At 60.1% G+C, this 24,093-nt stretch carries 21 protein-coding genes; 9 read left to right on the forward strand and 12 right to left on the reverse strand.

Features of this window, described 5'->3' with window-relative positions; all coding sequences use genetic code 11:
• Positions 1-7 precede the first annotated feature (7 nt).
• The 8 genes from kdpB to repA all read right to left on the reverse strand — a co-directional run bounded on the left by kdpB (position 8) and on the right by repA (position 8,961).
• A complete protein-coding gene (gene kdpB, locus FHX11_RS15695) occupies positions 8-2,098 on the reverse strand; it encodes a potassium-transporting ATPase subunit KdpB (RefSeq protein ID WP_184358566.1) in 2,091 nt (696 codons plus the stop codon).
• Positions 2,099-2,145: 47 nt separating this feature from the next.
• Positions 2,146-2,307 (reverse strand): hypothetical protein, encoded by a 162-nt coding sequence (locus FHX11_RS15700; RefSeq protein ID WP_184358567.1) that lies wholly within the window; start codon positions 2,305-2,307, stop codon positions 2,146-2,148.
• A 12-nt stretch (positions 2,308-2,319) separates the two neighbouring features.
• Positions 2,320-4,023: a potassium-transporting ATPase subunit KdpA gene (gene kdpA / locus FHX11_RS15705; protein ID WP_184358568.1), complete on the reverse strand. Its 1,704-nt coding sequence runs from the start codon at positions 4,021-4,023 to the stop codon at positions 2,320-2,322.
• Between the two features lie 30 nt (positions 4,024-4,053).
• The gene (gene kdpF, locus FHX11_RS15710; RefSeq protein WP_034509905.1) at positions 4,054-4,143 is read right to left on the reverse strand and encodes a K(+)-transporting ATPase subunit F; all 90 of its coding nucleotides are present in this window, start codon (positions 4,141-4,143) and stop codon (positions 4,054-4,056) included.
• Between the two features lie 615 nt (positions 4,144-4,758).
• Entirely contained in the window at positions 4,759-5,388 is a 630-nt protein-coding gene (locus FHX11_RS15715) for a hypothetical protein (protein ID WP_184358569.1), read from the reverse strand.
• Complete coding sequence (gene repC / locus FHX11_RS15720; RefSeq protein ID WP_184358570.1) at positions 5,385-6,602, reverse strand: plasmid replication protein RepC; 1,218 nt, start codon at positions 6,600-6,602, stop codon at positions 5,385-5,387. Before repC ends, FHX11_RS15715 begins: the two co-directional genes overlap by 4 nt.
• A 164-nt stretch (positions 6,603-6,766) precedes the next feature.
• Positions 6,767-7,789, reverse strand: a complete 1,023-nt coding sequence (gene repB / locus FHX11_RS15725) for a plasmid partitioning protein RepB (protein WP_184358571.1) — start codon at positions 7,787-7,789, stop codon at positions 6,767-6,769.
• On the reverse strand, positions 7,786-8,961 hold the full coding sequence (gene repA / locus FHX11_RS15730) for a plasmid partitioning protein RepA (RefSeq protein WP_184358572.1): 1,176 nt from the start codon (positions 8,959-8,961) through the stop codon (positions 7,786-7,788). The genes repB and repA overlap by 4 nt, the downstream gene beginning before the upstream one ends.
• 621 nt (positions 8,962-9,582) lie before the next feature.
• Here repA and FHX11_RS15735 point away from each other — a divergent pair.
• From FHX11_RS15735 to FHX11_RS15755, 5 genes are all read left to right on the forward strand, one after another.
• Positions 9,583-10,635, forward strand: a complete 1,053-nt coding sequence (locus FHX11_RS15735; protein ID WP_184358573.1) for an alpha/beta hydrolase — start codon at positions 9,583-9,585, stop codon at positions 10,633-10,635.
• A gap of 229 nt (positions 10,636-10,864) precedes the next feature.
• Entirely contained in the window at positions 10,865-11,605 is a 741-nt protein-coding gene (locus FHX11_RS15740) for a response regulator (protein WP_184358574.1), read from the forward strand.
• Positions 11,602-12,924, forward strand: a complete 1,323-nt coding sequence (locus FHX11_RS15745; protein WP_184358575.1) for an ATP-binding protein — start codon at positions 11,602-11,604, stop codon at positions 12,922-12,924. The genes FHX11_RS15740 and FHX11_RS15745 overlap by 4 nt, the downstream gene beginning before the upstream one ends.
• Positions 12,925-13,168: 244 nt before the next feature.
• Positions 13,169-14,908: a cytochrome c biogenesis protein DipZ gene (locus tag FHX11_RS15750; RefSeq protein ID WP_184358576.1), complete on the forward strand. Its 1,740-nt coding sequence runs from the start codon at positions 13,169-13,171 to the stop codon at positions 14,906-14,908.
• 5 nt (positions 14,909-14,913) lie between these two features.
• A complete protein-coding gene (locus FHX11_RS15755) occupies positions 14,914-15,264 on the forward strand; it encodes a hypothetical protein (RefSeq protein ID WP_184358577.1) in 351 nt (116 codons plus the stop codon).
• 518 nt (positions 15,265-15,782) lie between these two features.
• Here FHX11_RS15755 and FHX11_RS15760 read toward each other — a convergent pair.
• The 3 genes from FHX11_RS15760 to tam form a co-directional block, all read right to left on the reverse strand.
• Positions 15,783-16,835 (reverse strand): lactonase family protein, encoded by a 1,053-nt coding sequence (locus FHX11_RS15760; RefSeq protein ID WP_184358578.1) that lies wholly within the window; start codon positions 16,833-16,835, stop codon positions 15,783-15,785.
• The gene (gene dctA / locus FHX11_RS15765; RefSeq protein WP_184358579.1) at positions 16,832-18,148 is read right to left on the reverse strand and encodes a C4-dicarboxylate transporter DctA; all 1,317 of its coding nucleotides are present in this window, start codon (positions 18,146-18,148) and stop codon (positions 16,832-16,834) included. Before dctA ends, FHX11_RS15760 begins: the two co-directional genes overlap by 4 nt.
• A gap of 267 nt (positions 18,149-18,415) precedes the next feature.
• Entirely contained in the window at positions 18,416-19,189 is a 774-nt protein-coding gene (gene tam / locus FHX11_RS15770) for a trans-aconitate 2-methyltransferase (RefSeq protein ID WP_184358580.1), read from the reverse strand.
• A gap of 88 nt (positions 19,190-19,277) precedes the next feature.
• Between tam and FHX11_RS15775 the strand changes: the two genes are divergently transcribed.
• Both FHX11_RS15775 and FHX11_RS15780 read left to right on the forward strand, forming a co-directional pair.
• Entirely contained in the window at positions 19,278-20,024 is a 747-nt protein-coding gene (locus FHX11_RS15775) for a transporter substrate-binding domain-containing protein (RefSeq protein WP_184358581.1), read from the forward strand.
• A 105-nt stretch (positions 20,025-20,129) separates the two neighbouring features.
• Positions 20,130-21,053: a GntR family transcriptional regulator gene (locus FHX11_RS15780; RefSeq protein ID WP_184358582.1), complete on the forward strand. Its 924-nt coding sequence runs from the start codon at positions 20,130-20,132 to the stop codon at positions 21,051-21,053.
• 55 nt (positions 21,054-21,108) lie between these two features.
• On the opposite strand, the gene FHX11_RS15785 is transcribed toward FHX11_RS15780, so the two are convergent.
• On the reverse strand, positions 21,109-21,393 hold the full coding sequence (locus tag FHX11_RS15785) for an acylphosphatase (protein ID WP_184358583.1): 285 nt from the start codon (positions 21,391-21,393) through the stop codon (positions 21,109-21,111).
• A 365-nt stretch (positions 21,394-21,758) separates the two neighbouring features.
• Here FHX11_RS15785 and FHX11_RS15790 point away from each other — a divergent pair, with 365 nt between their 5' ends.
• Positions 21,759-22,853 carry an isocitrate/isopropylmalate dehydrogenase family protein gene (locus FHX11_RS15790; RefSeq protein WP_184358584.1) on the forward strand — a complete coding sequence of 365 codons (1,095 nt, stop codon included), beginning with the start codon at positions 21,759-21,761 and terminating at the stop codon, positions 22,851-22,853.
• A gap of 121 nt (positions 22,854-22,974) precedes the next feature.
• Entirely contained in the window at positions 22,975-24,075 is a 1,101-nt protein-coding gene (locus FHX11_RS15795) for an ABC transporter substrate-binding protein (RefSeq protein ID WP_184358585.1), read from the forward strand.
• The last annotated feature ends 18 nt before the right edge of the window (positions 24,076-24,093 follow it).

Genomic DNA, 24,093 nt, shown 5'->3' on the forward strand with positions numbered 1-24,093 from the left:
AGTCTCCTTAGACCAGACCGATGGCGGTGATCGCCATGTCGATGGCCTTGATGCCGACGAAAGGTACGACGATGCCGCCGAGGCCGTAGATCAGCAGATTGCGGCTGAGCAGGGCGCCGGCGCCGATCGGCCGATACCGTACGCCCTTCAGCGACAGCGGGATCAGGGCGATGATGATCAGCGCGTTGAAGATGATCGCCGACAGGATGGCGCTTTGCGGCGTCGCCAGTCCCATGACGTTCAGCATCTTCAATTGCGGATAAAAGGCGATGAACATCGCCGGGATGATCGCGAAGTATTTGGCGATGTCGTTGGCGATCGAGAAGGTGGTGAGCGCGCCGCGCGTCATCAAAAGCTGCTTGCCGATCTCGACGATCTCGATGAGTTTCGTCGGGTCGCTGTCGAGGTCGACCATGTTGCCGGCCTCGCGGGCGGCCACCGTGCCGGTGTTCATGGCGACACCGACATCGGCCTGGGCCAGCGCCGGGGCGTCGTTGGTGCCGTCGCCGCACATGGCGACCAGCTTGCCCTGTGCCTGCTCCTCGCGCATCAGCGCCAGTTTCATTTCCGGCGTCGCCTGGGCAAGGAAATCGTCGACGCCGGCTTCCGCGGCGATGGCGGCGGCGGTCAGGGGATTGTCGCCGGTGATCATCACCGTGCGGATGCCCATGCGGCGCAGCTCGGCGAAACGCTCGCGGATACCGCCCTTGACGATATCCTTGAGCTGGATGACGCCGAGCAGACGACCGTCGCGGGCGACCGCAAGCGGCGTGCCGCCGGCCTTGGAGATTTCGTCCGACAGCGCCTGCAGGTCGCGGATCGTTTCGCTGCTGGTGCGCGCGATCACCGCCGCACCGGAGCCGGAGGGCGCAACGGTGCTGCCATTGACATAGGCGAGCACGGCATCCACCGCGCCCTTGCGGATCGAGGAGCCGTCGAGATCGACACCGCTCATGCGCGTCTGGGCGGTGAAGGGCACGAAAGTGGCCTTCAGGCTCGACATGTCGCGGCCGCGGATCTGATATTTTTCCTTGGCGAGCACGACGATCGAACGGCCCTCGGGCGTTTCGTCAGCGAGCGAGGCGAGCTGCGCGGCATCGGCCAGTTCCTGCTCCGTCACGCCCTTGACCGGGCGGAAGGACGTAGCCTGGCGATTGCCGAGCGTGATCGTGCCGGTCTTGTCGAGCAGCAGCGTATCGACGTCGCCGGCGGCCTCGACGGCGCGGCCGGACATGGCCAGCACGTTGAAGCGCACCAGGCGGTCCATGCCGGCGATGCCGATGGCCGACAGCAGCGCGCCGATGGTGGTCGGGATCAGCGTTACGAACAGGGCGACCAAGACCACGGTCGGGATCGAGCCGCCGGCGTAAGCCGCAAAGCTCGGGATCGTCACCGTCGCCAGCACGAAGATCAGCGTCATGCCGGCGAGCAGGATGTTGAGCGCAATCTCGTTCGGGGTCTTCTGCCGTTCCGCACCCTCGACGAGCGCGATCATGCGGTCGATGAAGGTCGAACCGGCAGCGGCCGTGATGCGAACGCGGATCTCGTCGGAGAGCACCTGCGTACCGCCAGTGACGGCCGAGCGGTCGCCGCCGGATTCGCGGATGACGGGCGCCGATTCACCGGTGATCGCCGCCTCGTTGACAGAGGCCACGCCTTCGATGACTTCGCCGTCGGACGGAATGATGTCGCCGGCTTCGACCAGCACGATATCGCCGACCTTGAGGCTGGTGCCTGGCACCATCTTGTAGTCGGTGCGGCTGTTGCCGGAGAGGAGCTTGGCCTGGGTCTCGGTGCGCGACTTGCGCAGCGATTCAGCCTGCGCCTTGCCCCGGCCTTCGGCGACTGCCTCGGCGAAATTGGCAAACAGCACGGTGAACCAGAGCCAGATATTGATCTGGAGGGAAAAACCGAGATTGCCGCCGCCGGTCAGGAGATCGCGCAGGAAAAGCACCGTGGTCAACGCCGAGACGACGGCGACCACGAACATGACAGGGTTCTTGGCAAGGGTGCGCGGGTTCAGCTTCTTGAAGGCGGCACCCACGGCCGGAAGGAGGATGCGAGAATCCAGAATACTCGCTGATTTTAACTGGCTCATAAGAGACTCCAGCGTGAAGAGGGAAACGGCGGATCGGGATCGCCCGGTCAGCCCAATAAAAATCCGAAGACGACGAGACCGAGGAACAGCGCGACCATCGCCACCAGAATGGCGTCGGAAGCGCAGGCCGCCCTGGCCGGGCCACGCCCCCTGTCCAAGGGGCGCGGGTCGATCAGTTTCCGAAGCCTGAGCATGAGTGGCTGCGTCATTGCGATTGTTCCTCAGAAGGCCTGGCCGGCAATCATCGCCAGATGTTCGACGATCGGACCGAGGGCAAGCGCCGGGAAGAAGGTCAGCCCGCCGACGATCAGGATCGTGCCGACCAGCAGGCCGACGAACAGCGGTCCGTCCGTCGGGAAGGTGCCGGCCGAAGCGGGAACCGTCTTCTTTGCGATCAGCGAGCCGGCTATGGCGAGCGCCGGTACGATGACCAGGAAACGGCCGATCAGCATGACGATGCCGAGGGTGATGTTGTACCAGGACGTATTGCCGGAGAGGCCGCCGAAGGCCGAGCCGTTATTGGCCGCCGCCGACGAGTAGGCATAGAGGATTTCCGAGAAGCCGTGGGGACCGGGATTGCCGATCGAGGCCACGGCCGACGGCAGCACCGAGGCGATGGCGGTGAAGATCAGCATGCCGGCCGGCAGGCACAGCACGGCGAGCATCGCCATCTTCACTTCCTTGGCCTCGATCTTCTTGCCGAGATATTCCGGCGTGCGCCCGACCATCAGGCCGGCAACGAAAATGGCGATGATCACGAACATGACGATACCGTAGAAACCGGCACCGACACCGCCGACGATGACTTCGCCGAGCTGCAGGTTGATGAGCGGGATCATGCCGCCAAGCGCAGTGAAGCTGCCATGCATGGCATTGACCGCGCCGCAGGAGGCCGCCGTCGTGATGACCGCGAAGAGCGAGGACAGGGTGATGCCGAAGCGGACTTCCTTGCCCTCCATGTTGCCGCCCTGGACACCGAGCGCATGGACCAGCGGGTTGCCCGCGGCCTCGGCCCAATAGGTGATGGCGACACCGGCAATGAAGAGGATGCCCATGGCGGCAAGGATCGCCCAGCCCTGGCGCTGATTACCGACCATGCGCCCGAAGACGTTGGTGAGAGCGGCGCCGATCGCGAAGATCGCCAGCATCTGGATGAGATTGGAGATTGCGTCCGGGTTTTCGAAGGGATGGGCGGAATTGGCGTTGAAGAAGCCGCCGCCATTGGTGCCGAGCATTTTGATGGCGAGCTGCGAGGCGACAGGACCGACGGCGATCGTCTGCTGCGCCCCTTCGAGCGTCGTGGCGCTGACATAAGGGCCGAGCGTCTGCGGCACGCCAAGATAGACGAAGACCAGCGTCAGGACGATGCAGGCGGGAAGCAGGACATAGAGCGTCGCCCTGGTCAGATCGACCCAGAAATTGCCGATCGCCTTGCCGGAGGCGCGTGAAAAGGCACGGATAAGCGCGATGGCGATGGCGATGCCGGTGGCGGCGGATGCGAAATTCTGAACGGCGAAGCCGGCCATCTGCACGAGATAGGACATCGTGCTTTCGCCGCCGTAGTTCTGCCAGTTCGTATTGGTCACGAAGCTGGTGGCATTGTTGAAGGAGAGTTCCGGCCCGATCGAAGCCATGCCGGCCGGGTTATAGGGCAGGCTCGCCTGGAACCGCTGCAGGACATAGAGCAGGAAGAAGCCGGCGAGGCTGAACAGCAGCATGGAGATCGAATAGGTCGTCCAGTGCTGTTCCTCGCGCTCGTCGGTGCCGGCGATGCGATAGAGCCCTCGCTCCAGTGGACCGAGGACATAGGAGAGGAGAGTGCGCTCGCCGGTGAAGACACGCGTCATGTAACCGCCGAGCGGTTTGACGAGCACGAGGAGTATCCCGACATAGATCAGGATCTGAAGCCATCCGTTGAAGGTCATGGGGGTTACTTTCCCTGCCCGGCGCTGAAACTAGAAGCGCTCGGGGCGAATGAGGGCGTAGATGAGATAGGCGGTGAGAAACAGGGTCACGCCGCCGCCGAGAATGTAATCCAGGAGCATCGTTGTTCTCCGGCTAGAGGCTGTCGCAGGCTTTGGTGTAAGCGATGCAAAGAGCGAAAAATAAAACGCCGATCCCGATAAGAAGAAGGTCCATCATCGATCGTTGATCCCTATAGGTTCTTGTTGAACGCCGAAACGGATCGAAGGCACCTCCGAGGGGCGCCCTTGTTTCTTCCCGGCATGGAGATCATCTTTTAGATATCTCTAATGTCAATATGCGGCCAAACCGCATTAAGGTTCGAGAGGGCGGGCGGGAGAAAGATATAAAAATCTTATAAATGCCGGCGGGATTAAGCCCTGGCGACGGGAACGATGAAGCAAGTATCCGGGTGATTGGGGACTCGTGCGAATCGGAAGACTATGGCATGATGACCTTGCCGGGTCAGAGTCTTGATCTTAAAGCGATTTTACCCGGATATGGCTACCAGCCGCACTGTTGATGGTGAAAATTCGATTCTGGTAACCAATTGGAATTAAATCATAAAATTTCGATGCGGAAGTGAAGTCGCTTTTGGCTTCCACCATGCCGATTCAGGGTTGATGTTAGACCTCATTCATCTGCTCTGAGCGGAGCACGTCTGGCCCTCCCTCGCCTTCCCATCACCGTTGCCGACCTCATTGCTTGCTGGAGAGCTGGCCGGGCAAATTGGCGATGAAACGGTCGAATAGCTCAACGTCATAGCGCCTTTCAAATGGTCCTGCGCCCGGCTCGAAGGCTGGAAGCGGCGTCGGCAGGCTCGATTGAACCCGCTCCGGAAGGAGCGTCGCAAGCGTCTCGTACCAGGCATGCAACGAAGGCTGCAATCGGACGTGCAGGTCGAAATTCATCCGGCTTTTGGCCTGATCCTGTTCCCTCTGAAGCCGGGCACTGTGCGGATCGATTTTCTTCACGAGATAGAGGTCCGCGAAGCCCAAAGCCTGTTTGCCGAAGGCCGCACGGGTGACCTCCATCTGATGCCGCCAGTGGTTCTCCGGCGCTTCACCGATCCGCCATAGCGACCAGATATAGTGTAGTTTCAACGGGTCGGTATCGCAGATGGCCACTCCTTTGCTCTCTTCTTGCGCCAGGGCTTCAGACCAGCGCCCGATATTCCAATCGGTCCAGAGCTGGGCAGCTTTCCTGGCATCGCGGTTTCTGTCGGGCCGGATTTGCGGATAGGTTTCAGGCACGAGAAGGTCGAGGGCATGCTCTCGGTACCAGCTTGTTTTTCCGGCAGCGCTGATCCCTTCGACGATGACGATCATGATGTTTCCCTCGCCTCAGCGCTATTGGCCCGCATCTGCGCCATGAGCATCGGTCCAAGCGAGAAGGTCCCTCGCCTCGCCCTCACCGTCAGATTGCGCAGATAGCCGCCAGGGGAGTTGATGCGCCCTGCCCTCTCGAGCAGGCAAGCTATGACTGTTGCGGTATTTTGCATTCCGAGCGTATCGCAGGCGTCCCGATAGGCGCTGGGAGTAACCCCAAGCATTGTTCGCACGACAACAGCCGCCGCCATCAGGTCTCGCCAGCTGGTGATCGTACCGGCTGGACCGTAGTTGGCGATTTCCGGGCATGCCTGGAGAACTGCGGCTAGGGGATAGGTTTTCAATGCTTGCGGCTGATGATCCGGCTTGGCGATATCGAGGCTGTGATCCTCAGGCGGCGCGGCTGGATCGTCGTGTTCATATTCTTTTTGGGATTCGGTATTTGAATTCTGTATATGCCGTTCATTTTGAACATCATTGCCGACTGATTTTTCGGAAATCAGCTGTTTTTCCAGCAAGTTGACGATATCCTGACGCAGCAGTTCCATCTTCTCTGTAATCGAGGCGATATCGTGCATGCTCGGGCTTCGAGGCAGAGCGGCGACCAGCGTGTGATAATGGGCATCGAGTGTCTGCCAATCACCGGAAGCGCCTTCCTCGATGGCAGCGGTAATGAGCTTGCGGACGTCGCGGCGGCAGATCGAGAGCCGCTCTTTCAGCAGGCGGAGATGTTTTCGGTCAGCGACGATCTGTTGGGCCAGCCCTGCCAGTTCGTCGGCACGGGCCAGCAACGGCGCGAGATTGAAGCCATAGGCGTCCTCGATCGCGCCGGCATCGTCCTTGCGGGCAAACCGCTTGCCGTTGGGGCTGTCCTTGCGCAGGATCAGGCCGGCCTCGACCAGCGCCGCCAGATGCCGCCGCAAGGTCGTTCCGGTGATACCATGGGCACGGACACTCAGCTGAGTGTTGGATGGGAAGACCACAAGGCTGGCATCCTCGTTGAGCTCCTTGTCCGGATAGAAGGACAGAAGCGCATTGAGAACCGCAAGCGCGCGATCCGAGATGTTCAGCAGGGTCCGCGCTTCGCAGACATCGCGAAACACCTTCCATTTATCGATGCTCTTGCCCTTGATGGCGCTTGCCTTGATCTGATTTCTCATCAAGGCAAACGACATCGACCGCCGCCCGAAGGGCGTCGTGACATGCGTCTCCATTTTCTTTCACCTTTCTTCAGGCAAAAGAAAGCCGCTCACCAAAAACGGTGCCAAAGACTCTTGACTATGATTCGCGGAAGTGAGATTCTCTGTCTGCTAAAACGTGAGAAGGGCTTCTGCGATGGTTTCCGTCCAGGGGCCTTTTTCTTTTGCTGCTCAGTCTCCTACTTGGTTTTGATCGTCTGTACCGCCTCTTGAGATTCGCCGAGGTAGTCCTCGTGCAATCTCTCCATGCGGCGCAGCAGGTAATTCACGAAGTCGTCCGGGACGGCTTTCGTGAAGGTAAGCTTGGTTCCCGCCTTGGCGTAGTTCACGACGGCCAGGGTCATTCCCTTGGACACGACCTCCTGAGCACGCTCCACAGGCTTGGGGGAAATGATTTCCGTCTTCGAAACAGCGCTCAGAACGGCGGCGAACCGCTCGTCGCTGGAGGCGGATAGCGGGGTTGTTTCTTCAAGCACCTGCTCGGCCGTCTTCTGGGCATTGCCATTGGCACTCCAGCGCTCGGCCAGCTGCGCCCAACGGCGGCGGCCGGTCTCGGGAGCGGCGCCAATGCCCTCCAGAATGGCCTTGGGGAAAACCTTGGCGATCTGCAGCATCTCGGAAACATGCGATTTGCCGGTCGCCAGAGACGCGCAGATCACATCACGCTTGAAGCCCGCCTCTTCTTGGCTGAGTGCGAAGACGCATTTCTCGATGAAGGACAGGTCGTCGCGATTGGCGTTTTCCTCGCCCTGGATGACGATGGCCTGTTCGTCGGTGAGATCGCGGACGATGGCACGGAACTTGACGCCGAGCAGCTTTGCGGCGGCTAGGCGGCGACGCCCGAAGACAATTTGAAACTTGCCGGCCGCGCCTGCCATGGGGCGGACAAGACCCGGTGTCGTCTGTCCATGCTCGCGCATGGACTGGACGAGATCCTGCAGCCTGTCGGTATCATAGGCACTATCGAAACGGTCGCGGATATGCGACGGCAGGACGGCGTCGACGTCGAGCTCGATAATATGATCGGCACCCTGAAGCAGCTTGTCGGCAAGCTCACCGCGCTCCTGCAGCTGCCGAACGCCGGCAGCGACCTTAAGAAGATGCGGCGAGGGCGAGGCCGGCGGCGTAGCGACCGGTGCTGCCTCCTGGCCGAGGCCGACCAGGACGTTGGCGAACATGCCTTTGGAATCTTTCCTGCTCATTCGCGTCCCCATGCTCTCCAGAGAAGTTCTTCGATTTCGGCATTCGCCGCGTTGATCGATTCAATTGCCCGGTCATAGGTCTTCGGGGCGGAGAATCTCGACCGCTGCACCTCGTAAAGGCTCTGTTTCCACGTCAAGGCATCGGCAACCGCGGTCGATTTGATGACGGAATTCAACAGCAGGTCCTCACCGAAGACCTGGCGCATCAACGCCGTCATATTGGCCTGCGGATGATCGTTCGGTTCGAACTTGGTGATCAGGAACTTGGCGAAGTCCCACTGCGCCGAGGTGCCGACCTGTTCGAGGATCTGCATGTAGGAGCCGGCCAGTTCCAGGAATTTCGCCGTCGAATCGACGTCGAGCATATGGGCCGGAACCGGAATCAGGACGCCGGTGGCGGCCGTCAGCGACGACAGTGTCAGGAAGTTCAGCGACGGGGCCGAATCCATCAGAATGACGTCATAGCGATCCGCGACCTGCTCCAACGCCTGCGATACGCGCAGCAGGAAGCCGGTCCCGCCGGACTTGCGCATTTCAAGCGCAACCGCCGTCTCGAACTCGGTCAGCTCCAATCCGGCGCAGATGACATCGAAGCCGGCAATATGGGTCTGATGAATGATCTGTTCGGTCGGGATCGGGTCTTCGAAACGAATGGCGGAGAAAAGCGTATCGCCGTTGCGATAGTCGAAATCGGGTAGGCTACCGTGAAGGCTGGTCAAGGACGCCTGCGGGTCGAGATCGACGGCCAGCACGCGATAGCCTCTGAGCGCCAGGTAATGGCCGAGATGGATCGTGGTGGAGGTCTTGCTGGACCCGCCCTTGAAATTGGTGACGGCGATGATCTGGCATTCTTCATTGCCGATCCTGCGCGGGCTCATCCACTTCTTGCGGCCGTTCTGCGCGAGGTGGATGCGCAGCTCGTGGATCTGTTCCAGCGTATAGAGGCGCCGGCCATTGGCGACCTCTGGAGCCGGCCCCTGCTCTTTCAGCGAAACCTGGCGAATATAGGCCTCGGTCACGTTGAGGAGCGCGGCGACCTCGGAAGAGGTGAACTTGCGCATAGTGCGGCGCGCGCTCGGTGGAAATTGTGCAAGGCTGAGATTGCCCAGGGCCATATCCAGCTTGGCGGAAAATGTCTGCATGAAGGCGAGACTGCTCAGATGTCGCGTCACGGTTTGCTCCCAATTTTGGTCACGGTACTAAGCGCCTCTACTGTAAACGTATCATGATGGGTCTCGTATTTACGCATATAGACGGTATTACCGACATTTAGCGTAGATAACAGGTACTCCGATTCTCCGATTCGGTGCAACAGGGGTCTGTTAGCCGGGTTCCCCGCGGGGAACTGTCGATTTCCGGCGTTGATTTCGTCTCGAAGAGAATGGTTCCCCGCGGGGAACTCGGTGCGAAAAAAAGGCCATGTCGAGATCGGTGCGACTCACGTCGCTATCGGTTTCGATCTTCCGATTGACGCGCGGGTGATGCAAGGGCGTTAAACCGGAAGAGTTCTGTCGATCGCAGTCTCTCCCGTTTCGCATGATGTACTTTATTCATCTTACGCTGATCGTGTTGCACGGTTTCCGGTTGGCTCCGACAAGTGCCCCGCTCATCCCGGTCGGCTTTCACCGGCAGCGACCCCGTCAATGCCTCTGGCATCCATGCTGCCGGTTTGTAGCGTAATGTATCCGCACGGCCGAATGTTACATCTCCATTCAAGCCGATACGCATGAGGACACACGCCGGATACAAGGCGGGGTTCTTATCAGGGTAACGTCGCGCTCTTGGAGAGATCAATGTCTGAGGAAGTCAATCATCATCGTCGCCGGTTTTTCGGTCTTGCAGCCGCCGCCGTCGCTGCCGCTCAATTGGGCCTGCCGAGTTCCGTCATGGCACAGTCGAGCGCCGGGGCCTCGGTCGGCCAGCCGGCGGGCGGGCCGAAGGCCGATGCGTCCTTCGCCGCGCTGAAGCAGATCGACGCCGGCTTGCTGAATGTTGGATATGCCGAGGCCGGCCCCGCCGATGGCGCTCCGGTCATCCTCCTGCATGGCTGGCCCTATGACATTCACAGCTTCGTCGATGTCGCGCCTCTGCTGGCGTCGCAAGGTTACCGCGTGATCGTACCTTATCTGCGCGGCTATGGCACGACCCGTTTTCTGTCCCAGGAAACCGTTCGTAATGGCCAGCAGGCGGTGGTGGCGGTCGACATCCTCGCGCTGATGGACGCGCTGAAGATCGAGAAGGCGATCATCGGCGGTTTCGATTGGGGCGCGCGCACCGCCAATATTCTTGCCGCTCTTTGGCCGGCGCGATGCAAGGCGCTTGTCTCCGTCAGCGGTTATCTCATCGGCAGTCAGGAGGGCAATAGAATGCTGCTGCCGCCGAAGGCCGAGCTGCAATGGTGGTATCAGTATTACTTCGCCACCGAGCGCGGTCAGGCAGGCTACGACAAATACCGGCGCGACTTCGCCCGATTGATCTGGCAGCTTGCCTCGCCGAAATGGAATTTCGACGACGCGGTCTTCGACCGCAGCGCGGCATCCTTCGATAATCCCGATCATGTCGGCATCGTCATCGACAATTATCGCTGGCGTCTGGGGCTTTCAAAGGGCGAGCGGCAATATGACGAGCTGGAGGCTCGGCTGGCGAAGGCACCGGTGATAGCCGTGCCGACGATCACCCTGGAAGGTGACGCCAATGGCGCGCCGCATCTCGATCCCGCAGCCTATCGCAATAAATTCTCCGGCAAGTATGCGCATCGCACCGTCGACGGCGGCATCGGTCACAATCTGCCGCAGGAAGCGCCGGAAGCATTCGCGCAGGCGATTGTCGATGCGGATCGCCTTTGATCCATCTAACAAGGTGAAGAGGGGCTGCGTTGGTAGCTTTTGCGTCAACGGCGTCCGGTTCAGGTTCATCCGGCTCCGCTGGCGCTCGAGATGGTTTGTATCGTAATTATTATTGCGATACTAAAAACGAGATTGGTCGCTGACAAGCGTACCGGCAAGATTCCGCTTGCCGTGGATGCTAATATCATCTTGAAATGATAATATAATTTCAATCCTGGGGGAGGCGACGATGGATCATATCGACCATATTCTCATTGTAGATGACGATCGGGAAATCCGCGAGCTTCTGTCAAACTATCTCACGAAAAACGGCTTGCGTGTCAGCATCGCGGCGGATGGCCGGCATATGCGTGCGTTTCTGGAAGCCAATGCCGTCGATCTCATCGTCCTCGATGTGATGATGCCCGGAGACGACGGTCTCGTGCTTTGCCGCGAGCTGCGTGCCGGCAAGCACAAGGCAACACCCATCCTCATGCTGACGGCGCGCAGCGACGAGACGGACCGCATCGTCGGCCTGGAAATGGGAGCCGACGACTATCTCGCCAAACCCTTCGCCGCGCGCGAGCTGCTGGCGCGCATCAAGGCGGTTCTGCGCCGCACCCGCATGCTCCCGCCGAACCTTCAAGTCACCGAGGTCGGTCAGCTCCTGTCTTTCGGCGACTGGCAACTCGATACGATCGGCCGGAACCTGCTGGACCGGGAGGGAACGGCGATCGCGCTTAGCGGTGCGGAATACCGTCTTCTGCGCGTCTTCATCGATCACCCGCAGCGCGTCCTCAATCGTGATCAGCTTTTGAACCTCACCCAGGGGCGAGACGCCGAGCTTTTCGACCGTTCCATCGATCTGCTGGTCAGCAGGCTTCGACAGCGCCTGCGCGACGATGCCCGCGAACCCGCCTATATCAAGACGGTGCGCAGCGAGGGCTATGTCTTTGCCGTACCGGTCGAAATTTCCGAGTTGCGCCGATGAGCGATGCCGCGCCATCCAGGCGATTTCCGGTTTGGCCGCGTACCTTGGGATCGAGGCTGTTCGTGATCCTGCTCGCCGGCCTCATGCTGGCGCAGGGGCTTACCTTCGCCGCTCAGTTTCTGGAGCGCTACATCGCGGCGAGGAGCGTCATGCTCAACACGCTCGAAAACGATGTGGCGACCTCGATCGCCGTTCTCGACCGGTTGCCGGCGGCAGAGCGCGGCGCCTGGCTGGATCGGCTGGACCGCGGAACCTATCGCTTCGTGCTCGGCCCCGGTCTTCCGGGCACGGATGCGATGAGCGCGCGGGCCACGGAGATCGCCGCGAAGATACGAGCGGCCGTCGGCGAGCGTTTTCCCCTGAAATTTCAATCCATTCCGGGTGATGGCAAACGTCTCCAGGCGCATCTGACCCTGAGCGACGGCAATGCGCTGACCATCGATGTCAATCCCGCGCCGATCATGCCGCTCGCGACATGGCTGCCCTTCGTTCTTGTGGCGCAGCTGGGCTTGCTCGTCCTTTGCACCTGGTTCGTCGTTCGCCAGGCGATCCGCCCGCTCGTGCATCTCGCAAATGCCGCCGATGCGCTCGATCCGAACCGGAAGAGCCCGCGTCTGACCGAGGAGGGACCGAGCGAGGTTGCCCACGCCGCCCGTGCCTTCAACGCGATGCGGGACCGGATCGCGCATTATCTCGAGGAACGGGTGCAGATCCTGGCGGCGATCTCCCATGATCTTCAGACGCCGATCACCCGCATGAAGCTTCGCGCCGAAATGGCCGACGATACGCCCGAAAAGGAAAAGCTGGTTCAGGATCTCGGTGAAATCGAGCGGCTGGTGCATGAGGGCGTGGCCTATGCCCGCAGCGCTCACGGAAATACGGAAAAGCCCTCCCGCATCGATATCGCCTCCTTCGTCGAAAGCCTCGTCTATGACTATCAGGATACGGGCAAGGCGGTGATGATGGCCGGCACGATCGAAGGCGCCATCGTAACCCGACCGCATGCGCTGCGCCGGGTTCTGACGAACCTCATCGACAATGCGCTGAAATTCGCCGGCACGGCGGAAATAATCCTGCACAAGGAGGATGACGGCGCCATCCTTATCAAGGTGCAGGATCGCGGCCCGGGAATTCCCGAAGACCAGCTGGAGGCGGTGATGCAGCCCTTTTTCCGGCTGGAACAATCGCGTGGCCGCGGGACGGGCGGCACGGGGCTCGGATTGGCGATTGCAGCTCAGCTGGTCCTTGCGATCGGTGGCTCGCTTCGCTTGCGCAACCGCGCTGGCGGCGGATTGTCGGCGGAAATCTCCATCCACTGATAGGCGAAAATATCTCTATCGCATTGTTTTTACACAATTTTATGCGAAGGCTGGCTGCGACCTTCCTGGAATTTCTTTGGCATCCGTAACCGGATGTAGCGCTCTCGCTGCTTGCTGACACTTCGTTACATTTCCGTCCGATCGGGACACATGCGGGATACGTCGGCCCTTTCTGATGCAGCCAATGGCCATTTGCCGGCGATTGCGCTTTCGCAGCCGGTTAAGGATCTGAAAGGAAAAGAAAATGACCGCTCTCATCGTGGCCTATCTCGGCGGAGTGCTGACAATTCTCAGCCCATGTATTCTTCCGGTCCTTCCCTTTGTCTTGGCCCGCGCAGGCCAGCCTTTCGTAAGAAGCACCCTGCCGATGCTGGCCGGTCTGGCGCTCACCTTCGCGGCCGTCGGCTCGTTGGCGGCGATCGGCGGCGGTTGGGCCGTCCATGCCAACCAATATGGCCGATATCTGGCCCTTGGGCTTCTAGCCTTTTGGGGCGTGACGCTCCTCTGGCCGGGTCTTGCCGTCATTCTAAGCCAACCAATCGTCGCATTGGGTGCCAGGCTGGCGAAGTCGGCCGGCAGCGCTCTTGCTCTCGGCATCGCCATCGGATTGCTCTGGACGCCGTGTGCCGGACCGATCCTCGGTCTCATCCTGACGGCCGCCGCGCTGGAGGGGGCGACCGCCCATACGGCGCTATTGCTTCTGGCCTATGCGGCGGGCGCGGCGACGTCGCTGGCCGCTGCTCTTCTCGCCGGCGGCCGTCTTGTCGCGATCATGCGTGGAACGTTCCTTTCCGGAGAGCGCATTCGCCAAGCATTTGGCATCGCTGTGCTTTCCGGCGTTTCCGCCGTCGCGCTTGGCGTGGATACGGGCCTGTTGGCGCGATTGTCCTATGCCGGCACGACAAGGCTCGAAGAGGCCGTTCTCAAGGATTTCGCCCCCGATCGCGGCCGGCAGACGACAATGGTGGCCAGCAATACCTCGATATCCGTGGCGCAAAAGCCTGATTTCAAGAGCAGTCTTCCGGTCGAAGGCCGGCTGCCCTCCCTCGACGGCGCGGTCGAGTGGCTGAATTCGCCGCCGCTCACCGGCGAGCAACTCCGCGGTAAGGTCGTTCTCGTCGACTTCTGGACCTATTCCTGCATCAATTGCATCCGCACGCTTCCCTATATCCGCGCCTGGGCCGAGAAATACCGCGATCAGGGTCTTGTCGTCATCGGCGTGCACGCGCCCGAATTCGCCTTCGAAAAGAAGATCGACAACGTCAAGGGCGCGCTGCGGGACTTCCGCATCGGCTATCCGGTTGCCATCGACAATGATTACCGGATCTGGCGGGCGTTTCGGAACAGCTATTGGCCAGCACTCTATTTCATCGACACCCAGGGGCAGATCAGGCATCATGTCTTCGGGGAAGGGGAGTACGACAGATCGGAACAGGTCATTCAGGACTTGCTGGCCGAGGCGAGCGGCAAGGAAAGCGGCCACGCTCTGGTGACCCCCGCGGCAAGCGGCGCCGAAGCGGCACCGGATCTCGGCAATATCAGATCCGGCGAGACCTATCTCGGCTATGGCCAGGCAGCCAATTTCGTCTCGCCCGAGGGTTTGAGGGGCGATGTTGCCCAGGATTATACGCCCGGCCAGCCGGGGCTCAATGCATGGGGCCTTTCGGGCAACTGGACGATCGCTTCCGAGCAAGCCAGCCTCAACAAGGCCGGCGGCGGCATCACCTACCGATTCCAGGCCCGCGACCTGCACCTTGTTCTCGGCCCCGGCAGTGACGGCAAACCGGTGCGCTTCCAGGTTACGGTCGATGGCAAGGCTCCTGGCCCAAGTCACGGCAGCGATACGGATGCCGATGGCTACGGAACGATCACCGAAACCCGCCTGTACCAGCTTGTCCGTCAGGCAGGCCCGGTGATGAAACGCACGTTCGAGATCCGCTTCCTCGATCCAGGCGTTCAGGCCTTTGCTTTCACCTTTGGATAGGATGCATGAATAACGGAAGTAAAAGCCCGATATGTTTCCGTTTGCATGCGATAGATGAGGAAGCAGAAGGGGTCGCGATTTCGCCATTCACGGTAAATGGGAGCACATTCGACATGAACCCAGCACAGCGCGTGATTCCCGACGTGGAACTGGCCGGCGTCGTTGGACACGATCACCGTGCTGCCCATCAGGCCGTGATGACGGATAGAACCCCAAGTGTTCCAATCTGTGTCATCGCAAAGGAACGCCTCTCCGGAGCAGCAGGTGATGGTGTTGAGGAGGCGCTTAAGATCGGCTCAAAACGCGCTGTCCTCCGTCGAAGTCTATATCAGGTCCTAGAGCGCGCTCACGGCTAACTCCAGGCGGGCGATCGATAGCGCCTCATGGAGCCTCCTCAGCGTCCCACCGGAAACGCTCGAATCTCATGTTTTCGAGGGTGGATACAAGGAAGCGTCTCCGAACTTCACGTTATGGAGCGGGCCATCGCAGCGCATTTGGGAAAAGAAGCGCGTGAATTCTTTGGCGTGGATGCCCGTTCACTAACCGCAACTTGTTGGCCCATTTGTGATATCGCGGACCTTGCCGGCATCACCGTTGTCTTGAGCGCACTAGGCACCTTACGCCGCAGTTCCATAACCGAGAGCGCGGTTCGGGCTAAGGTTTTCAATAGCTTATTTCTCTGACGACCGGAGACGCGCCGCTTCATATCTCTTCAAGAGCTGCGGTAGTTCAAATTATCCTCACAGGGACGGACTGTGGATTTGACCTTTTGTCGATCCATTCAAACAAAACGGGGCAACCGCTACCCCGGTGCAAATCTGTATCTACCTCATAGACATTGATGGTGGCCTCTCAAAGTCGCGTTCAATAGAAATTAAACCTGCCTGAAAGCAATCGACGTCGGACTCCCGACCGGGATCACTTCGCCTGTCGCAATCAATTGCCCATCCCCGCAGCGGAATTGAACGATGCAATCACTGTCTTCGTTTGCCACATACAAATACCGTTCGTCCGGATCGAGCGCAAAGAAGCGCGGTGTACGGCCTTGCGACGGCTCCCATCCCTTGGGCGCGAGAACGCCGTCTTCGTCGATATCGAAGATGGTGATGGAATCGTGCCCGCGGTTGGAGGTGTAGAGAAAACGCCCGTCCCTGCTGATCTCGATCTCGGAGGCGCGGCTGTTGCCGACATAGCTCCGTGGCAGGGCGGATAGGATATCGCGGGGCGTCATACTGCCGGTCGCATCATCGAAGTCATAGGTCGTCACTGTCGAGTCGAGCTCGTTCAGCACATAGGCCAACGGTAGCTTGGGATGAAAGACGACATGGCGCGGGCCGGCATTTTCGCGGCAGGGGGTCCGATGCACCACCTCGAGCCTGCCCGTCTCGCCATCGAGCCGCACGACCGAAATCTGGTCGTTTCCCTTCTCCGGCACGACGATCCATCGGCCCGACGGGGAGAACGGCGCATGATGCGGCCGGCCGTAATCCTGTTCGATCCTGTGCGGACCAAGCGTTCCCGGCAGCGCGCAGAGATCGGCCAGCGGCAGCAGTTCGCCGTCCGGTGAGATCGGCAGGTTGGCAAGGCTGTCGGTCTTGTAGTTCGGGACGACGAGCCAGCGCTGGGCTGGGTCGATCGCGAGGTGAACGGGATTGCGCCCACGGGTCGATTGCTTGCCGAATGGCGCGATCTGGCCGCTTTCGCGCAGAATCCGATAGGCGGTGACGAGGTCGAAATCGCCATGCACGGAATAGAGCACGTCGAGGCTCGGGTGAAGCGCGAGGAAGGAAGGATTTTCTTCCGTCGCCAGCAGTTGGACCCTGGTCCAGGCCCCCGTCGCATCATCCACCGCATAAACGCTGATGCCTTCCCCACGCGCATTCCGCGCACGGGTCGTCCGGCAGCCGAGATAGGCAAAGAGTGTCATATGGTCCTCGATGAGAGTGTTTCATTGCTTTCGGCGGCCGCCAAGCCAGTGCCGGCGTTCTTGCCGGCAAGCACCAAGCGCGCCTGCGCTCGGTCAAGCTTGCCTTCCCACTGGGCGACGAAGATAGTGGCGACGGCATTGCCGATGAAGGATGTGACCGCACGCGCCTCGCCCATGAAGCGGTCGACGCCGATCAAAAGGCCGATGGCGGGGAGCGGGATTGTTCCGACACTGGCGAGCGTTGCGGCAAGCGCGACGAAACCGCCTCCGGGGACGCCACTCATGCCCTTCGAGGTGAACGAACCGATGAGCAGGATGACGATCTGCTGCGTAAGGGACAGCTCGATGTTCAGGGCCTGCGATAGAAACACGACGGCCATCGTCAGATAGATGCAGACGCCATCGATATTGAAGGCATATCCCGTCGGCGCCACAAGCCCGACGATGGTCTTGTCGCAGCCCAGGCGCTCGAGTTTCTGCAGGAGGCGCGGAAGAGCGGGCTCGGCGCTGCCGGCGCCAAGGACGATGACGATCTCGTCCTTGAGATAGATGACAAGACGCCAGATGCTCACGCCGGCATAGCGGCTGATCGCCCCCAGCAGGACGAAGATGAAGATCGCGCATGTGAGATAGAATGCGATCATCAGCTTCAGATAGGGAATGAGGCTGGCCGCGCCGAACTTGCCGATGGTGAAGGCCATCGCCCCGAAAGCGCCGAGCGGCGCGAGATACATCAGAAAGCCGACCATCCTGAAGAACAGGTCGGAGACCTGCTCGATGATGGCGGTGAGCTGTTCGCTCGCGCGGCCGGCGCGGGCAAGGGCGCATCCCGTCAGCACGGCGATGAAGACCACCGGAAGGATTTCGCCGTTCACGAAGGCCGCAACGAAAGTATCCGGAATGATCTTCAGGAAGAAATCGACCAGATGTTGGGATTCCGCGGTTTTCGCAAAGCCGGCTACGGCATCCGCCTTCAGCGACGCCGGATCGATGTTCATTCCGGCACCCGGCTCGATGATATGCGCAACGACAAGCCCGATGAACAAGGCGGCCGTCGTCACGATCTCGAAATAGAGGACCGTCGTCAGCCCGACCCGTCCGAGCGCTTTCATATCAGACATCCTGGCGATGCCGATGACGATGATCGTAAAGATCACCGGCGCGACGACCATTTTCAGGAGCTTGATGAAGCCATCCCCGAGCGGCTTCATATCGACGCCGAGGTCGGGGAAGAAATGTCCGACAAGAATGCCGAGCACCGCGCCGATGATGACCTGAACGTATAATGGTTTGAGATGTCTGCCGATGGCCATTCCTGCCTCCTCCTTTGGCTCTCCTTGCTAAAATTGGCTTTTATAGCAATTAAAAGCAATATGGAAGCATCCATAAGTCGCGGAATGCATCAGATTTGGTTTTTACGATTTCAATAACCTATTAAAGAAGCATACATGCGGGCACGCGCCATGCTTCGACGCATGCGCGGAAATGACCGCGGCATCAATAGATGCGGTCTCTTATGAAGGGGAGGATGTGATGCCGCTGATCTCCTGCGAGGCATCGAGGTCATTTTGCCGCGCGACCTAGCGGGAGGCCACGATGAACAGGCGCGGAAACGGCAGAAGCACCGTGCCGTCGGGCATCACCGGATAGCTGTCGGCAAGAATGCCCCTGTAGACCTTGAGATATTCGGCCTGCTCTTCGGGGGACAGGCGGCTCAGATAGGGCAGAAGCCCCGACCCCTTGAACCAGTCGACGATCCCGTCCAGTCCGGCCAGGGGATGATTGTAGGTCGTCCGCCAGATATCGATCCTTGCCGCATGCGGCTTCAGGATCGACCAATAGTCGGATGCCGACAGGATCGTCGTGCGCTCGCCGTCGGCGGCGCGAAGACGGTCGGCCCAGCGGCCGTCAGCGGCAGCGGTCCTCATGCCGACATGGGTCGGTTCGTCCAGATTATCCGGCATCTGGATGGCCAGAGTGCCGCCGTCCTTCAGGAAGGACATCAGCTTCGGCAGCAGCGTTTCGTGATCGGGCAGCCATTGCAGGACGGCATTCGCAAACAAGAGGTCCTGCGGTGCATCCGGCTTCCAATCCGTAATGTCGGCAAGCTCGAAACGGCAGGAGGCAAGACGCGTCCTCGCCGCTTCGATCATCTTCGGCGACGAATCCATTCCGAGCACATCGGCTGCGGGAAAGCGCTCGATCAGCAACTCGGTCGAGTTGCCGGGACCGCAGCCGATATCGGTGATTTCGGTCGCATCCGGTGCCGCCACACGCGCCAGCAGATCCATGGCCGGACGGGTGCGATGATCTTCGAACTTGAGATATTGAGACGGCGACCAGGGTGCGGACACGGCGATGCTCCTTTGCTTCGGTCAATGCATTTGCATTTCTATATTTATAAATGCAATAATGCATCATCGAAATGCAGCAGGACATCCCATGCAAGCCAATCCCTTCGAACTCTCCGAACAAGAACGCAACGAACTCGCCCCACAAGGCACGCTGCTGGCCGGCATCGCCGTCGGCCCGGCCGCCTCGGCAGTCTGGTGCGTGCGCGATTCTACGAGCGGCGAACCGCGCGGCGTGACCGTGACGCTGGCGCGTGAGATTGCCCGGCGCTGCTCTCTTCCGCTGCAACTGGTGGAATTCGCCAGTTCGGGCGATATCGTCGCCAATGCCGACAATGGCTCCTGGACGCTTTCCTTCGTGCCGATCGACGACGAACGGCGCAAGCTGGTTGCGGTTGGCCCGAACTATTATCTGGGCGTAAGCACCTATCTCACCCGCGCCGATGAGTTTCGCAGCGTGGCGGATGTCGACGCGAACAATGTCCGGGTCGCCGGAATTGCCGGAACCGCAACGTTCCGCAGTGCGGAGAAGTCACTTCACCGCACCGCCATCGAACCGATCGCATCGCTCGACGACGCGGTTGCCAGGTTCCGAAACCGCGACATCGATGCGCTCGCGCTTGGAAAAGAATCGATCCTGAGCCTGCTTGCTGATTTCAAGGACTGCCACGCGGTGGAAGGCCATTTCCACGAGGCCGGAACGGCAGTCGTGGTGCCGAAGCCGCATGCCCGCGCGCTGGCGGCAGCGACGCGAATGATCGACGCGATGAAAGCCGACGGCACGATCAGGCGCGTGTTCGATGAGAACCGGATGCCGCATGCGGCCGTTGCACCATAACGGTTTTCTTATCTGGCAAATCCATTGAGGCCAGACTTTGCGCTACTCAGATATCGGATAAGGCCTTATCCTGACGGTGATTCAGGGATAACGAGTGCACTATAGATGCGAAGCAGCCAGCTCACGACGAATATTGCGAAGGAGATCGCTCAGCTGATCCGGTCCGGCGACCTCAAACCGGAAGAGCATCTGAGCACTCAGGGGTTGGCGGACAAGTTCGGCGTATCCCGCTCGCCGGTGCGGGAGGCGATGCAGGTGCTGTTCGAACAGGGCCTGCTGGAGCAGAAACCGAATCGCGGCTTCTTCGTCTCGGCGACGGTGACGATCGAAGAGAATGGCGCGCCCGATGACCAGCTGCCGGAAACGATGAGCGACTATCATCGGCTGGCCGAGGACTGGTTGACCGATCGGATTCCGGCCGACGTGACCGAGCAGATGCTTCGCGAACGCTACGATCTGACCAAGGCACAGCTCAACGACATTCTGGTGCGCGCCACCAGAGAGGGCTGGGCCGAACGCAAACAGGGCTACGGCTGGCGACTGCTGCCGGTCGCCAAGACGGCGGAAGCCTTCGAGCAGATTTATCGCTTCCGCATGCTGATCGAGCCGGCGGCCATGCTGGAGCCCACCTTCGCGCTCGATCGCAAGATCATCGAGGAACAGCGGCGCATCCAGGAGCGCATGCTGGCGACCGACATCCGGAACCTGCCCGCCGAGCGGCTCCTCTACAACGGCTCGCTCTTTCATGAAGAGCTGATCAAGATGTCCGGCAATCCGTTCTTTCACATTTCACTGGTCCGGGTAAACCGGATGCGCCGTCTGCTCGAATATCGGTCCAATGTCGACCGCGACCGACTGCACGTCCAGTGTCAGGAGCATCTCGCAATCCTGTCCCTGCTGGAGAAAGGCGAAATCGTCGAGGCGTCCTATGCTATGCGCCGCCATCTCGGCGGCGCGCTGTCGCGCAAGTCTCCGCTGCAATGGTCGCAGGAAGCCGCGGAAAGCCGTCGCGCGGAACTCGTCAAATAGCCGGCTATTCCGAGTTGGCGCTTCAGCCTTTCCATTGACGCGCCGCGTCACCACCCTAGCCGGTGATGTGGAACTCCGACGGCATCTCCGCCAGCGAAACCGGTTGTCTTTCGACACGGGAAACCGATGCGCCCGGCGGGCCATGCCAAAGACGTTGCAGCATGGCCGAGACCGCCGCATCCGGGCCGACGATCAAAGCGGCGACAGATCCGTCCGCATTGTTGCGGACCCATCCAGCCAGGCCAAGCCGCAAGGCCTCGCTGCGCGTCCAGACACGAAAACCAACCCCCTGCACCTTCCCCTCGATCCGCACCATGGCGGCAATACGATCATCGGCCATAGCCGCCTCCTGTTGCAGCAGGATTGAAGATGTGAGGCCGGAGAACCGAAGCAAGGGCATTCAATTGCTTGTGGCCGTGAACATCGCTGGATTGGTTGCCATTATTGTATTTACAAAATTACAAAGCCAATTTTTGAGCAGAAAATCTCTTCTTTCGCCATGGCTTGATTGGATTTTTCAGAATCAGAATCCAACTTTCGTTGGAGCAAGGGAATGGAAATCTCATTGCGGCCGACAACAGAACGAAAATTAGAAAAAGCTGCCGCATCACAATAACAATTTGCATTTTCAAATCTAAAAAGCCAATATGATCCCGTAATGATGTGCGGCGGACAGGGCTGTCGCCTTCCAGGGAGATTGATCACATGAAAATTATGGTTACGCCGTGCGACGGCATCGGGCCGGAAATCACCGCGGCAACGATGGAGGTCCTGCAGGCGACCGACAAAGCCTATGGGCTCGGCCTGACATACGACTACGAAGATACCGGTTTCACCAGCCTCGAGAAGTGCGGAACGACCTTGCGGGACGAGGTCCTGGAGCGTGCCCGTGGTTACGACGGCATCATTCTCGGCCCGCAGTCGCACATGGACTATCCGGCGCGTGACAAGGGCGGCGTCAATGTTTCCGCCGGTTTCCGCGTCAAGCTGGACCTTTATGCCAATGTTCGTCCGGCTCGCTCGCGCGACTTTCTCAACAACGCCAAGAAAATGGATCTCGTGATCATGCGCGAGGCGACCGAAGGATTCTATCCGGACCGCAACATGGTTGCCGGCACGGGCGAATTCATGCCGACGCCGGATGTCGCGCTTTCGGTGCGCAAGATCACGGCGCAAGCCTGCGAACGCATCGCTCGTCAGGCCTTCATCCTGGCGATGAAGCGAGACAAGCGCGTCACCGCGGTCCACAAGGCCAATAACTTCATCCTGACGGACGGCCTGTTCATGAAGCAGGTCCGCAAGGTCGCGGAGGAGTTTCCCGAGGTCAAGCTCAACGATTTCATCATCGACGCGATGGCCGCGCATCTGGTGCGCGATCCCTCCCGCTTCGACGTGATCGTGACCACGAATTTTTATGCCGATATTCTTTCCGATCTCGCCAGCGAACTGTCGGGCAGCCTCGGTCTTGCCGGTTCGATCAACGCAAATGCCGAGCTCGGCCTCGTCTGCGCGCAGGCGCAGCATGGATCGGCGCCGGACATCCAGAACAAGAACATCGCCAACCCGACCTCGCTGATCCTGTCCGTTGGCATGATGCTGAGCTGGCTTGGCGAACAGCGCAAGCTTGCCAATTTCGAGGCTGCCGGCGCCGAGATCGAACGGGCTGTCGATGAAGTCCTGGCAAATCCGGCCAGCCGCACGCGCGATCTCGGCGGCAATGTCAATACCGATGCTTTCGGCACGCTGGTCGCTCAGGCGATCCGCAACGACGGCGGCGCGAAAAAAGCCGCGAACGCATAGCGCGGATTGGATTTTTGGCTTCCGGAAGCCAGTCAAGCCTTTGCGAGGGCACGCGGTGTGCCCTCCAAACCGTCGCCCGGGGGAGACAGGTGTTCGGGCGCATTCTTGGGAGAAGACAATCATGAAGAACTATATGTCCCCAAAGGGGATCGCGATTACGGCTGCATTCATCTCGCTCCTGACATCGGTAGCGATGGCGCAGGACGTTCCCGCCGGTTATCCGGCGGATTACGCCTCCGTCATCGCGGCGGCGAAGAAGGAAGGAACCGTTTCGGTCTATACATCGACCGACGCCGCGCAGTCGCAAAAGCTGCAGGACGCCTTCAGCAAGAAATACGGCATCAAGATCGCCTACAACGACCTCGGCACCAACGGCGCCTACAATCAGGTCATCTCCGAGGCCGCCGCTGGACAGACCACCGCCGACGTCGTCTGGAGTTCGGCAATGGACCTGCAGATGACCCTGGTGCAGGACGGATATGCGGGCGACTATGCCTCGCCGGAAGCCGGCAAGCTTCCCGCCTGGGCCGACTATAAGAATATCCTCTACGCCACGACGGTCGAGCCGATCGGCGTGATCTACAACACCAAGGCGCTGACGGAAGACAAGCTTCCGAAGACTTATGGTGGCATGATCACCTTCCTGAAGGACAACAAATCCACGCTTCAGGGCAAGGTCGCCACCTTCGATCCGGAAAAGAGCGGCTCCGGCTTCCTTCACCATTCGAACGATGCCAGGAACCGCAAGGACTTCTGGGATCTCGCCAAGGCGATGGGCGACGACGGCGCGAAGATCTATTCCAGCTCCGGCGGCATGAAGGAAACCGTCGTTTCCGGCGAAAACGTCATCGCGATCAACATCATCGGCTCCTATGCGCTCGACTGGGTCAAGGAAAGCCCAAACCTCGGCGTGCATTTCGCCACCGACTATACGCCGGCCTTCTCGCGTCTCGTCCTGAAGACCAAGGATGCGCCGCATCCGAACGCCGCCAAGCTCTTCATCGATTTCATGCTGTCGGCTGAAGGCCAGTCGCTGCTGTCGGTAAGTGGTCTTCCGTCGGTGCGCGACGACGTCACCAGCGGACTGAACGTCAAGACGCTGAACGAGCGTGTCGGCGGCGGGCTTAAGCCGATCGCCGTGGACGAGGGCGTCTTGGAATACATGGACCAGACGAAACGTGTCCAGTTCCTCAACGATTGGAAAGCTGCGCTCGGCCGCTGAAGATCAATGGCCGCGGCG

The sequence above is a fragment of the Rhizobium sp. BK602 genome, assembly GCF_014195095.1.
Classification (GTDB): Bacteria; Pseudomonadota; Alphaproteobacteria; order Rhizobiales; family Rhizobiaceae; genus Rhizobium.

Coding starts and splice junctions, on each gene's coding strand:
- FHX11_RS15795 (WP_184358585.1), top strand. CDS start 22,975: ATGAAGAACTATATGTCCCCAAAGGGGATCGCGATTACGGCTGCATTC.
- FHX11_RS15735 (WP_184358573.1), top strand. CDS start 9,583: ATGTCTGAGGAAGTCAATCATCATCGTCGCCGGTTTTTCGGTCTTGCA.
- FHX11_RS15700 (WP_184358567.1), bottom strand. CDS start 2,307: ATGACGCAGCCACTCATGCTCAGGCTTCGGAAACTGATCGACCCGCGC.
- FHX11_RS15785 (WP_184358583.1), bottom strand. CDS start 21,393: ATGGCCGATGATCGTATTGCCGCCATGGTGCGGATCGAGGGGAAGGTG.
- FHX11_RS15715 (WP_184358569.1), bottom strand. CDS start 5,388: ATGATCGTCATCGTCGAAGGGATCAGCGCTGCCGGAAAAACAAGCTGG.
- FHX11_RS15740 (WP_184358574.1), top strand. CDS start 10,865: ATGGATCATATCGACCATATTCTCATTGTAGATGACGATCGGGAAATC.
- repC (WP_184358570.1), bottom strand. CDS start 6,602: ATGGAGACGCATGTCACGACGCCCTTCGGGCGGCGGTCGATGTCGTTT.
- dctA (WP_184358579.1), bottom strand. CDS start 18,148: ATGGCCATCGGCAGACATCTCAAACCATTATACGTTCAGGTCATCATC.
- repB (WP_184358571.1), bottom strand. CDS start 7,789: ATGAGCAGGAAAGATTCCAAAGGCATGTTCGCCAACGTCCTGGTCGGC.
- FHX11_RS15790 (WP_184358584.1), top strand. CDS start 21,759: ATGAAAATTATGGTTACGCCGTGCGACGGCATCGGGCCGGAAATCACC.
- kdpF (WP_034509905.1), bottom strand. CDS start 4,143: ATGCTCCTGGATTACATTCTCGGCGGCGGCGTGACCCTGTTTCTCACC.
- FHX11_RS15745 (WP_184358575.1), top strand. CDS start 11,602: ATGAGCGATGCCGCGCCATCCAGGCGATTTCCGGTTTGGCCGCGTACC.
- FHX11_RS15755 (WP_184358577.1), top strand. CDS start 14,914: ATGAATAACGGAAGTAAAAGCCCGATATGTTTCCGTTTGCATGCGATA.
- kdpA (WP_184358568.1), bottom strand. CDS start 4,023: ATGACCTTCAACGGATGGCTTCAGATCCTGATCTATGTCGGGATACTC.
- FHX11_RS15750 (WP_184358576.1), top strand. CDS start 13,169: ATGACCGCTCTCATCGTGGCCTATCTCGGCGGAGTGCTGACAATTCTC.
- kdpB (WP_184358566.1), bottom strand. CDS start 2,098: ATGAGCCAGTTAAAATCAGCGAGTATTCTGGATTCTCGCATCCTCCTT.
- FHX11_RS15775 (WP_184358581.1), top strand. CDS start 19,278: ATGCAAGCCAATCCCTTCGAACTCTCCGAACAAGAACGCAACGAACTC.
- FHX11_RS15760 (WP_184358578.1), bottom strand. CDS start 16,835: ATGACACTCTTTGCCTATCTCGGCTGCCGGACGACCCGTGCGCGGAAT.
- FHX11_RS15780 (WP_184358582.1), top strand. CDS start 20,130: ATGCGAAGCAGCCAGCTCACGACGAATATTGCGAAGGAGATCGCTCAG.